Annotated in this window: 13 protein-coding genes; 9 read left to right on the forward strand and 4 right to left on the reverse strand. The window is 60.8% G+C overall.

Annotation, left to right across the window (positions count from 1 at the left end; translation table 11 throughout):
* The first annotated feature begins 161 nt into the window (after positions 1-161).
* The 3 genes from ACNPAA_RS16910 (at position 162) to ACNPAA_RS16920 (ending at position 3,640) form a co-directional block, all read left to right on the forward strand.
* Entirely contained in the window at positions 162-446 is a 285-nt protein-coding gene (locus ACNPAA_RS16910; RefSeq protein WP_010674653.1) for a pyrimidine/purine nucleoside phosphorylase, read from the forward strand.
* Between the two features lie 156 nt (positions 447-602).
* Positions 603-1,985, forward strand: coding sequence for an L-serine ammonia-lyase (locus tag ACNPAA_RS16915; RefSeq protein ID WP_010674652.1), 1,383 nt, complete (start codon positions 603-605; stop codon positions 1,983-1,985).
* A gap of 284 nt (positions 1,986-2,269) precedes the next feature.
* Complete coding sequence (locus tag ACNPAA_RS16920; RefSeq protein WP_039039104.1) at positions 2,270-3,640, forward strand: L-serine ammonia-lyase; 1,371 nt, start codon at positions 2,270-2,272, stop codon at positions 3,638-3,640.
* 168 nt (positions 3,641-3,808) lie between these two features.
* On the opposite strand, the gene ACNPAA_RS16925 is transcribed toward ACNPAA_RS16920, so the two are convergent.
* Together ACNPAA_RS16925 and ACNPAA_RS16930 are read right to left on the reverse strand one after the other, a co-directional pair.
* Positions 3,809-4,771: a lytic murein transglycosylase gene (locus ACNPAA_RS16925; protein ID WP_010674650.1), complete on the reverse strand. Its 963-nt coding sequence runs from the start codon at positions 4,769-4,771 to the stop codon at positions 3,809-3,811.
* On the reverse strand, positions 4,768-5,046 hold the full coding sequence (locus ACNPAA_RS16930; RefSeq protein WP_029314494.1) for a YcgL domain-containing protein: 279 nt from the start codon (positions 5,044-5,046) through the stop codon (positions 4,768-4,770). The genes ACNPAA_RS16925 and ACNPAA_RS16930 overlap by 4 nt, the downstream gene beginning before the upstream one ends.
* A 106-nt stretch (positions 5,047-5,152) precedes the next feature.
* Between ACNPAA_RS16930 and minC the strand changes: the two genes are divergently transcribed.
* The 6 genes from minC to ACNPAA_RS16960 all read left to right on the forward strand — a co-directional run bounded on the left by minC (position 5,153) and on the right by ACNPAA_RS16960 (position 8,856).
* Entirely contained in the window at positions 5,153-5,878 is a 726-nt protein-coding gene (gene minC / locus ACNPAA_RS16935) for a septum site-determining protein MinC (RefSeq protein WP_039039101.1), read from the forward strand.
* An 18-nt stretch (positions 5,879-5,896) separates the two neighbouring features.
* The gene (gene minD / locus ACNPAA_RS16940; protein ID WP_010674647.1) at positions 5,897-6,709 is read left to right on the forward strand and encodes a septum site-determining protein MinD; all 813 of its coding nucleotides are present in this window, start codon (positions 5,897-5,899) and stop codon (positions 6,707-6,709) included.
* 2 nt (positions 6,710-6,711) lie between these two features.
* Entirely contained in the window at positions 6,712-6,981 is a 270-nt protein-coding gene (gene minE / locus ACNPAA_RS16945; protein WP_010674646.1) for a cell division topological specificity factor MinE, read from the forward strand.
* Positions 6,982-7,160: 179 nt separating this feature from the next.
* The gene (locus tag ACNPAA_RS16950) at positions 7,161-7,487 is read left to right on the forward strand and encodes an HI1450 family dsDNA-mimic protein (protein WP_029314491.1); all 327 of its coding nucleotides are present in this window, start codon (positions 7,161-7,163) and stop codon (positions 7,485-7,487) included.
* A 53-nt stretch (positions 7,488-7,540) separates the two neighbouring features.
* Complete coding sequence (mtgA, locus tag ACNPAA_RS16955) at positions 7,541-8,248, forward strand: monofunctional biosynthetic peptidoglycan transglycosylase (RefSeq protein ID WP_109112978.1); 708 nt, start codon at positions 7,541-7,543, stop codon at positions 8,246-8,248.
* A gap of 284 nt (positions 8,249-8,532) precedes the next feature.
* The gene (locus tag ACNPAA_RS16960; protein WP_010674643.1) at positions 8,533-8,856 is read left to right on the forward strand and encodes an HI1450 family dsDNA-mimic protein; all 324 of its coding nucleotides are present in this window, start codon (positions 8,533-8,535) and stop codon (positions 8,854-8,856) included.
* Positions 8,857-8,901: 45 nt separating this feature from the next.
* Here ACNPAA_RS16960 and ACNPAA_RS16965 read toward each other — a convergent pair whose 3' ends face one another.
* Complete coding sequence (locus ACNPAA_RS16965) at positions 8,902-9,213, reverse strand: DUF1289 domain-containing protein (protein ID WP_039039099.1); 312 nt, start codon at positions 9,211-9,213, stop codon at positions 8,902-8,904.
* Between the two features lies 1 nt (position 9,214).
* Complete coding sequence (locus tag ACNPAA_RS16970; protein WP_042014378.1) at positions 9,215-10,084, reverse strand: S1 RNA-binding domain-containing protein; 870 nt, start codon at positions 10,082-10,084, stop codon at positions 9,215-9,217.
* Between the last annotated feature and the right edge of the window lie 426 nt (positions 10,085-10,510).

Consider the following 10,510-nt stretch of genomic DNA (forward strand, 5'->3'; position numbering starts at 1 on the left):
CGCCCCGTTTTACATCAGAATCCGTTAACGAAATGCATTGATAACTTTATGAGAAAGTAAAGCCTCAAAAGAGACACGGCTGTTTTTGCTCCTTTTACCATGACAACATCCAAAACAGTGTGCTACGTTGGCTCTGCAAACGTGCATACAGGGAAGAAAAGATGCTGAAAGTTAACGAGTATTTTGACGGAAATGTTAAATCCATCGGTTTCGAGCAAAAAGGTGAGAAAGCTACCGTTGGTGTGATGGAAGCGGGCGAGTACCTGTTCAATACCGCCGCCCCGGAGCGCATGACGGTGATCAAGGGCGCCCTCACCATCCAGCTGGCCGACGAAGATGAGTGGCACACCTACCAGCAGGGGGAATCCTTCGACGTGGCCGGTCACTCCTCCTTCAAGCTGGAAGTGAAGATCGCCTCCGCCTATCTGTGCGAGTTCCTCGACTGATGTATCACGGGCGCCATGGGATGCCGAGCGGCTCCCCCATGGCGCGCCTCTCCCGCGCCCATTTCCCTACCGCCATCACACCCCGCTATCTCCCCCCTTTTCAACGACTACAAAAAATTTACAATGTTTAGACGAAATCCATAATTGGAGTACGTCATGATCAGTGTCTTCGACATGTTTTCCATCGGGATAGGCCCCTCCTCCTCCCATACCGTGGGACCGATGCGGGCCGCCTGCGCCTTCATCCAGACCCTCAAAGCGAACGCACTCCTCTCCCGTACCGGACGCGTCGTTGTCGAGTGCTACGGCTCACTGGGCCAGACCGGCAAGGGGCACGGCACCGGCAAGGCCATCATCCTGGGACTGGCCGGATTTGAACCCGAATCCGTGGACATCGAGGCCATTCCCGCCTTCCTCGCCCAGGTAGAGCAGACCCAGACCCTCTGCCTTGGCGGCGAGCAACCCAGCGAATTTCCCCGCATCGGCGCCATCCTCTTCAATCGACGCAAGACCCTTCCCGCCCACTCCAACGGCATGACACTGCGCGCCTATGAGGGTGACACCCTTGTGTTCGAGCAGACCTACTACTCCATCGGGGGCGGTTTCATCATCGAGGAGAGTCACTTCGCCAACGCCCGGGAAGAGGCGGCCCGCTTCGATGCCGCCCACCCCATCCCCTATCCCTTCGAGAGCGGCGCCGAACTGCTGGCCCAGTGCCAGGAGAGCGGCCTCTCCATCTCGGGGCTGATGCTGGCCAACGAGAAGGTGTTTCGCTCGGAAGCGGAGATCAAGGCCGGGCTTCGCAAGATCTGGCAGGCGATGCAGGGGTGTGTGGAGCGTGGCTGCAAGAGCGAGGGGGTGCTGCCAGGCGGTCTCAAGGTCAAGCGCCGGGCTCCCGCCCTCTATCGCCAGCTCTGTGGCGAGACCAATTTCAACAAGGATCCGCTGATGGTGATGGAGTGGGTGGATCTCTTTGCGCTGGCCGTCAACGAGGAGAACGCCGCCGGGGGCCGCGTGGTGACGGCGCCGACCAACGGCGCCGCCGGCATCATCCCCGCGGTGTTGCACTATTACGATCGCTTCGTGCGCAAGGTGGATGACGAGCTGCTGATGCAGTACTTCCTCACCGCCGCCGCCATCGGCATCCTCTACAAGAAGAATGCCTCCCTCTCGGGGGCCGAGGTCGGCTGTCAGGGCGAGGTCGGCGTGGCCTGCTCCATGGCCGCTGGTGCCCTGGCCGAGCTGCTGGGCGCCAGCCCCGCCATCGTCGAGAACGCCGCCGAAATCGGCATGGAGCACAATCTCGGGCTGACCTGTGATCCCGTCGGTGGTCTGGTGCAGGTGCCCTGCATCGAGCGCAACGCCATGGGCGCGGTCAAGGCGATCAATGCTGCCCGCCTCGCCCTGCGTGGCACCGGCGAGCACAAGGTGTCGCTGGACAAGGTGATCAGAACCATGTGGGAAACCGGCAACGACATGAAGACCAAGTACAAGGAGACCGCCCGGGGCGGCCTTGCCGTCAACATCACCGAGTGTTAAGCCGCTGTGATAAAGCCGCATATGGCACTCGAATACCCGGCATCGCCGGGTATTTTTTTGCAAAACGTTTGTCTGGCGCTTAACAAAATGGATAACCATCAAAATAAATTTTATACTCGCGCCACGAATTCAACAAAAATAGATCTGTTTCAACTTTTTTTAGGCATTGAACCGTTACACTGTGGTTATCCGGTTCCCTGGCCTTTGTGACGACAGACCCGTCCCATGGATCCCTTTTCTGCGAGTGGGCATGGCGCCCCCTTCTACCCTGAGGTAATTGTTACATGATCAGCGTTTTTGATATCTTCAAAATCGGTGTTGGCCCCTCCTCTTCCCACACTGTCGGCCCCATGAAGGCAGCCAAACAGTTCGTGGATGAACTGCGTGCTGGCGGCAAGATCCGTGACATCACCCGGATCCAGGTCGATGTCTATGGCTCCCTCTCCTGGACCGGCAAAGGCCACCACACGGATACCGCCATCATCATGGGTCTGGCGGGCAACCTGCCGGAGAACGTCGACATCGACGCCATCCCCGAATTCATTTCCCGCGTGGAGCAGACCGGTCGTCTGCCCATCGGCCTGCACTGCCACACCGTCAGCTTCCCCAAGGGCGCCATGATCTTCCATGACGAGGCCTTGCCCCTGCACGAAAACGGCATGAGGTTGACCGCCTTCATCGAAGATGACGCCGTCTACAGCAAGACCTACTACTCCATTGGCGGTGGCTTCATCGTCGACGAAGAGAACTTTGGCAAGGGTGACAGCGGCGACATGTCCGTCAGCTATCCCTTCAAGAGTGCCGCCGAGCTCATCGCCCACTGCAGCCAGAGCGGTCTCTCCATCTCCGCCCTGATGATGGAAAACGAGAAGTGCTTCAACACCCCGGAAGAGATCTACAAGAAGCTTGGCAAGATCTGGACCACCATGCGGGAAGGGATCGAGCGCGGCTGCCGCACCGAGGGCGTCCTCTCCGGCCCGCTGCGCGTACCGCGCCGCGCCGCGCCGCTCTACCGCCAGCTGACCACCAACGAGAACCTCTCCAACGATCCCATGAACATCGTGGACTGGGTCAACATGTTCGCCCTGGCGGTGAGTGAAGAGAACGCCGCCGGTGGCCGCGTCGTCACCGCACCGACCAACGGCGCCGCCGGCATCATCCCGGCCGTGCTGGCCTACTACGACAAGTTCATCCAGCCGGTGGGCCGCGACGAGTACACCCGCTTCTATCTGGCCGCTGCCGCCGTCGGCATGCTCTACAAGATGAACGCATCCATCTCCGGCGCCGAAGTGGGCTGCCAGGGTGAAGTGGGCGTCTCCTGCTCCATGGCCGCCGCCGGCCTGACCGAACTGATGGGCGGCAGCCCCGAGCACGTCTGTGAAGCCGCAGAGATCGGCATGGAACACAACCTGGGTCTGACCTGCGACCCGGTGGCCGGCCAGGTACAGGTACCCTGCATCGAGCGCAACGCCATCGCCGCCATGAAGGCGGTCAACGCCTCCCGCATGGCCCTGCGTCGCACCTCCAAGCCGCGCGTGTCGCTGGACAAGGTGATCGAGACCATGTACATCACCGGCAAGGACATGGATTCCAAGTACCGCGAGACCTCCCGCGGTGGCCTGGCCATCAAGGTGATGCAGGTTGCCTGCGACTAACGCCGAGTCGCGATGACATGAAAAAAGCGGGATATATATTCCCGCTTTTTTTTGGTCGCGATTTAAAGGGCAGCGTTCGTGGCGTGGATAAAGGGAGGCCGACAAGGGATAAAAAGAGACGGGCATATCACCTCCACCCGTTCACCGTGACAGGAGAACGGGGGAGAGCTATTTCACGATGCGATCGGCCAGGGTGCCGACGGCCACCACGAAATAGGGGGAGCGATTCCAGTGACGCAGTACCCGGTAATTGTCATAGGCAAGGTAGCTTCGCCCGTGAATATCGTCAGGGCGGATGAGGGAGGCCTGCATGTCGACCGCAGGCAGAGGTGAGCCGTCCTGCTGGCGAACCCCGAGGGCCTGCCAGGTCGCCAGGGACTTGCGGGTATCAAGTCCCAGCAAGGCGGGGTCCAGGCGTTCTGGCACCCTCACCCGCCGTCCCCAGGTCTGGTCTTCGCGCCAGCCGTTCTGACTCAGATAATTGGCAGCCGATCCAAATACATCCGCGAGATTGCCCCAGAGATCCTTCTTGCCGTCCCCGTCCTGATCCACCGCGTATCGCAGGAATGACGAGGGCATGAACTGCACCTGTCCCATGGCCCCCGCCCAGGATCCCTTGAAGTTGGCGGGGTTCACATGTCCCTGCTCCAGAATGCGCAGGGCATCGAACAACTCGCCTTTGAAGAAGGCTTCACGGCGACCGTCCCAGGCCAGGGTCGAGAGAGAAGAGATAAGGGGATAATGGCCGGTTATTTTGCCGAAATTGGTTTCAATTCCCCACAAGGCAACAATAAAGCGGGGCTGTACCCCATATTCCCGGCCTATTTTTGTGAGCAGAGGCAAATGCTGGCGATATAAGGTTTGGGCTTGCTTGACTTTCCATTCCGGCACCGCCCGGGGAATATATGTGTCCAGGGTCAGTTTGAATTCCGGCTGATTTTTGTCGTGCCTGATGGCGGCATCGACAAGGTGGACATCCGCAAAGGCCGCACTCACCGTCTCGGGCAACATGCCCGCCGCCAGCGCCTGCTCTTTGAGGCTTGCCACGTACTGGTCAAAATCGGGGCCAGCCTGCACCGGCGATCCCGACAGGGCGCCTGACAACAGCAGTGCCAGCCGCCCCGCCCTCATCGTGCGCCCTTTAATTGCGCCTTGTGCTGCTCCAGCAGGTTTTCCGGTGGCGGTGGCACCTGCAGATAAAAGCCCTGGCTCTTCAGGGCGGCCATCACCCGCTCCGTGGAGGCCAGCCCCAGGGGCTTGGCCGGGTCCAGCTTGGTCATCAGGACCAGTTCGGGACGCCCGAAGGTACTCATCAGCACCTCGGGAACGCGGGAAAAGTCCTCTCTTCGTTCAATAAAGAGATAGGTCTCGGCTTTTTTGCGACTTTTATAGACTGCACACAACATGGAAATTGATATAATCCGACGGGTTTATTGCCTCTGGTGGTGGCAAACTATAACATCAGGAATTGAATAACAATAACGTATTACCGTCTCGGTTCGGGGAAGATTCATGGTTGAACGCGATAACGAATTGAAAGGGACCACCTTCACTATTTCTGTGTTGCATCTCAGCGATGGCAATCCGGCCCGGATCCGACAACTGCTGGAGGCCAAGGTCGCGCAGGCCCCCCAGTTTTTTAATTGTGCCCCCCTCGTCCTCAATGTGGAACGCCTCGAAGCGATCCCCGATTTCGAACAGCTCAGGGAGCTGGTCGAGTCGGAAGACTTCGTGCTGGTCGGGATCACGGGGGCGCGGGACGAGGCGATGAAGACGGCCGCCAAGGCGGCAGGCCTCGCCGTCATGGTGTCAGGCAAGAGCCGCAAGGCAGAACCTGAGCCGACGCCGCCAGTGCCTGAGCCCAAGCCAGTGGAGGCCGCACCGGTTCCCCCGGTGCCAGCGCCCGTGGAGGCAAGCAAAGTCCACGTGGGCCCGGTGCGCTCCGGTCAGCAGATCTATGCAGCCGGCACCTCGCTGGTGGTGCTGGGCTCGGTGAGCCCTGGCGCCGAAGTCATCGCCGATGACAGCATCCATGTTTACGGTGCCCTGCGTGGCCGAGCCATCGCAGGGGCCAAGGGCAATCCCAAGGCCCGCATTTATTGCCAGCAATTGCAGGCCGAGCTGCTCTCCATCGCGGGCACCTTCCAGCTCAGCGATGCATTGCCTGCAGGCGTGATACAAGAGCCGGTCCATATCCGGCTCGACAATGAACAACTTCGTATAGACCGAATCAAATAGAGTTACAAGGAAGCGAGAATGGCGCGAATCATAGTCGTTACATCGGGCAAGGGTGGCGTTGGCAAGACGACAACCAGCGCGGCACTGAGCACCGGTCTGGCCCAGCGTGGCCACAAGACCGTGGTCATCGATTTTGACATTGGTCTGAGAAACCTGGACCTCATCATGGGTTGCGAGCGGCGCGTGGTCTATGACTTCGTCAACGTCATCAACGGGGAAGCCAACCTCAACCAGGCCCTCATCAAGGACAAGCGTTGCGAAAACCTGTTCATCCTGCCCGCCTCCCAGACCCGGGACAAGGATGCCCTGACCCGTGAAGGGGTGGAGAAGATCCTGGATCAGCTGGCGGAGATGCAGTTTGACTACATCGTCTGCGACTCCCCCGCCGGTATCGAATCCGGCGCCCTGATGGCGCTCTATTTCGCCGACGAGGCCATCGTCACCACCAACCCGGAAGTCTCTTCCGTGCGTGACTCGGATCGCATCCTCGGTATCCTGGCCTCCAAGTCCCGCCGTGCCGAGCGCGGTGAGGACCCCATCAAGGAGCACCTGCTGCTGACCCGCTACTGCCCGACCCGCGTCAACCGCGGCGACATGCTGAGCGTGCAGGACGTACAGGAGATCCTGGCCATCAAATTGCTCGGGGTGATCCCGGAGTCCCAGGCGGTGCTGCGCGCCTCCAACTCCGGCGAGCCGGTCATTCTGGACAAGGAGTCCGATGCCGGTCAGGCCTACGAGGACGCCGTCGCCCGTCTGCTGGGTGACACCAAGGATTTCCGTTTTCTGGAAGAAGAGAAGAAGGGCTTCTTTAGCCGACTGTTCGGGAGTTAAGCATGTCATTATTGGATTATTTTCGTTCCAACAAGAAACAGAACACCGCACAACTGGCCAAAGAGCGGTTGCAGATCATCGTGGCTCACGAGCGTTCATCCAGAGGGGGGCCGGATTACCTGCCCCAGCTCAAGCAGGACATCCTCGACGTGATCCGCAAATACGTGCAGATCGACCCGGACAAGATCACCGTCCAGCTTGATCAGAAGAGTGACGAGTTGTCGGTGCTTGAGCTCAACATCACCTTCGCCGACGACCAGAAGAAGGGATGAGCTGACGCACCATGCGCGACCCCTTCCCCCAATGAAGACCGGATCCTTTCCCAGGATCCGGTTTTTTAATGTCTGGCGTCCCGGCATCTCGCCAAGGGCATCAGGGCCAGCTAGAATACCGCGCACCCCGAGGCGCTGCCGACGGGCTTTCCCTCCCCCTTATCTGGAACACGGCTTTTATGTCTTTGAATGACGAAATGCACAGCGTCGAGGAACTGCTCGACACCGCCCTCGAACTCTTCATGGAGCTGGCCTCCGACAACCTGCCCGAGCAGGAGATCGTCCGCTTCAATCAGGAGTTCAACGACCGCGGCCTGCTGGCGGAGACCGATCCCGCCGACGACTGGGCGGCCGACGTGGGGTTTGAGGTGAGCGACGCCGACTATGCCGAGATCTGGGTCGGCCTTGGCAACGAACAAGAAGAGTACGAGCACCTGTTTGCCCGCATGCTGCTCTCCCGCCGCGTCGACGAGAAGTTCTGCCACATCGAATGGCTGCCCCAATAATTCCGGATCCCGATGATCCTGGCCACTATGACTGGGACGGCGGGCCCGCGCCCGTGAGGCCTTCGCGCAGACGGCGACTGCTGGGCTGGCTCAGCAAGCTGCTGCTGGCCGCCTTTGCGAGCACCATCGTCTCGGTCGCGCTGCTGCGCTTCATCGACCCTCCCATGTGGACCTGGCGCCTCGAACGCGCCCTGTTTCCCCCTGCCAAGGTGGCCGAGGTGAAGCACGACTGGGTGCCGCTTGAGCAGATTTCCCGGGAGCTGCAACTGGCGGTGATCGCCGCCGAGGATCAGCGCTTTGCCGAACATCACGGCTTTGACATGGACGCCATCAGCTCGGCCCTCAGGCACAACCAGCAAAGCGGGCGGGTGCGCGGTGCCAGCACCCTCAGCCAGCAGACCGCCAAGAACCTCTTCATGTGGAGCGATCGCAGCTTCCTGCGCAAGGGGATAGAGGCCTGGTTCACCCTGCTGATGGAGCTGGGCTGGGACAAGTCCCGCATTCTCGAGGTCTATCTCAACATCGTGGAGTTCGGACCCGGCATCTATGGCGCCGAGGCGGCCGCCAGGCACTACTTCGGCAAACCGGCGATACGCCTCACCCGCTACGAGGCCTCCCTGCTCGCCGCCGCCCTGCCCAATCCCTGGCGTTATCGGGTCAAGCCCCCCTCACCCTATGTGCAGCAGCGCTCGGCCTGGATCCGTCGTCAGATGGGTCAACTCGGGCAAGTCACCCTGAACCGGGTCCACGGCACAGAGTAGCGCCATCCTGCGGATCAGAGGCGGGCCCCAGATGGCCGCCGACGGTTTCCCGATGAAGGGGCAGATAGTGCCACCACCAGGTTTCGCGCCGCCGCTTGATCTGCCTTCTGTACTGTCGTCGCTTCATCTTGCCAGGCCGCCCCGTCACGCCGCCCCTGCTGGCGGCTCTGTTAACCTTATCCCCTGATCCCGCCATTTGACAGCACGGCGTCACCGCCCCCGGGCTGGCTGCCCATCCCAATACTTGTTAAAGTGGCGAACCTGGACGTATCTGGAGTGATTTCATGGAACAACGTAGCCCGGATCAGCTGGTCGAGTGGGCCTATGATCAGTTTCTGGAGCAGGCCGCCGACATGCTGGCCCCCGAACAAATCGTCGACATCACCCTCGAGTTCGAGCAACGTGGCGCGGTGGAGGCAACCCTGCCCAATGCCGACTGGTCGACCGAGCTCGGCGAGCCGGTGGACATGGCGCGTTGGGCCGAGGTCTGGGTCGGCTTGCTGGATCATCAGGACGAGTTCGAGGTGATCTACGCCACCTTCCTCCTCCCACGGGATCAGAGCGAGCACGACGTGCATATCCGCTGGCACCGCCAGCAACAGGCATAAGAAAAGGCGCCCCAGGCGCCTTTTTCGTTTTTTGCGCTGCCCGAGTCAGGGGCGTGCCGCGATGGCCTTGGCCAGACAGCGGCGACACCAGCAGGCGCTGGCATCGCTCATGGGCAACGCGGGAAGCTGGTTGCACCAACAGCGCTCGATGGGTTCCCCCGCCGACACGGCGCAGAACGCCGGCTCGCCGCAGCCCGGGCAGGCATGGGTGCTCTTCGAGCCATCGAGCTCGGCCATGCGGGCCAGCTGGGCCTCGCTGTCCATGGTGGACCACTGGCCTATCTCGGTCAGGGTGCGGCCACAACCGAGGCAGAGCCCCTCTTTGGCCCGGCAGTCACCGATGCAGGGACTCGGCACCTTATTCGTCCCCTGCTGGCGTGTCGGAGCCCACGAGGCGGATGCTGTGCTCCTCGATGACGATCTTGCCCTGCTTGTAGAGGCCGCCGATCGCTTTCTTGAAGGTGCCCTTGCTCATGCTGAACATCTTGTAGATGACGTCAGGATCGCTTTTGTCTCCCACCGCAAGGCTGCCCCCCTGCTTTTGCAGGCGCAGCAGGATGCGCGCACCGGCGTCATCCATCCGGGCCAGCCCCGGCTTTTGCAGGGTCAGGTCCAGCTTGCCATCTTCGCGCACCTGCTTGACCCAGGCGGTCAGCGGTCGGCCCGTCATCACGCGGCCGAACACCTCGTTCTTGAACAGCATGCCGGCGTACTGGCCATTGACCACGGCCTTGATGCCAAGGGGGGTGTGCTCCCCCGGCAGCACCGTCACCTCGTCACCGCTCTTGAAAGGGGGGTCGATGCGCAGGAAGCGCTCCAGACGGCTGGTGCCGACCATGCGCCCTTCGTTGTCCAGCATCAGGTGCACCAGATAGACATGGCCCACCTGCATCGGCTTGTTCTGCTCGCGGCTTGGTACGAAGAGATCCTTTTTCATGCCCCAGTCGAGGAAGGCACCAATCTTGTTGGCGTTGACCACCTTGAGACCGACGATGTCCCCCACCATGGCGAAGGGCTTGTCGGTGGTGATCACCGGCTCGCAATCCGCATCCAGATAGAGGAAGACGGACACCTCGCTCTCCTCGGCGACGCCTTCCGGCAACTGGCGCCTGGGCAGCAGCAGCTCGCCGTATTCCCCCGCCGCCAGCCAGGCGCCGCGCTCCTCGATCTCGACGACGGTCAGGGTGTTCATCTTGCCAATCTGTAACATGGTGATCTCTTCTTTCAATATCCGGATGGGCCCATCTCATGGAAGACCCGTCATATAGAGGTGCATCGCCGCCGTCGGATGAGAGAGGACGGGGCCGATTTATGTCATGCAGGCGCGCATGTTACCCCAGAGCGGCAGCAGGACCTAGCCCCTCCCCCCTGTGTCTGACCTCTTTTCCCGCTCCCGGGTGGCCAGATTGACGATATTAGCAGCATTCAGTTCCCCCTTTGCTGCAAATAACCCCACTTTTAGGTAGACTTCGCGGCCGTCAATCCAGAGGAAGCGTCGATGAACCCAGCCACTCGTACCCGTCATCTCAATCATTGACATCCTCCCCCACCTTAGCGCTTCGCGTCACAGGAGGGGGATTCCCATTACTGGGTGATAGCTGCTCGCGCAGTACCGGGTTCCTGCTTCATCGGGCGGCCTGATTGCACCGCGCCT

The organism is Aeromonas sp. PS2Canimalfood6 (genome assembly GCF_048276795.1).
GTDB classification, from domain to species: domain Bacteria; phylum Pseudomonadota; class Gammaproteobacteria; order Enterobacterales; family Aeromonadaceae; genus Aeromonas; species Aeromonas caviae.

Bases quoted from the DNA above. Each gene is read 5' to 3' on its own strand.
- ACNPAA_RS16910 (WP_010674653.1), top strand. From the start codon at position 162: ATGCTGAAAGTTAACGAGTATTTTGACGGAAATGTTAAATCCATCGGT.
- ACNPAA_RS16915 (WP_010674652.1), top strand. From the start codon at position 603: ATGATCAGTGTCTTCGACATGTTTTCCATCGGGATAGGCCCCTCCTCC.
- ACNPAA_RS16920 (WP_039039104.1), top strand. From the start codon at position 2,270: ATGATCAGCGTTTTTGATATCTTCAAAATCGGTGTTGGCCCCTCCTCT.
- ACNPAA_RS16925 (WP_010674650.1), bottom strand. From the start codon at position 4,771: ATGAGGGCGGGGCGGCTGGCACTGCTGTTGTCAGGCGCCCTGTCGGGA.
- ACNPAA_RS16930 (WP_029314494.1), bottom strand. From the start codon at position 5,046: ATGTTGTGTGCAGTCTATAAAAGTCGCAAAAAAGCCGAGACCTATCTC.
- minC (WP_039039101.1), top strand. From the start codon at position 5,153: ATGGTTGAACGCGATAACGAATTGAAAGGGACCACCTTCACTATTTCT.
- minD (WP_010674647.1), top strand. From the start codon at position 5,897: ATGGCGCGAATCATAGTCGTTACATCGGGCAAGGGTGGCGTTGGCAAG.
- minE (WP_010674646.1), top strand. From the start codon at position 6,712: ATGTCATTATTGGATTATTTTCGTTCCAACAAGAAACAGAACACCGCA.
- ACNPAA_RS16950 (WP_029314491.1), top strand. From the start codon at position 7,161: ATGTCTTTGAATGACGAAATGCACAGCGTCGAGGAACTGCTCGACACC.
- ACNPAA_RS16960 (WP_010674643.1), top strand. From the start codon at position 8,533: ATGGAACAACGTAGCCCGGATCAGCTGGTCGAGTGGGCCTATGATCAG.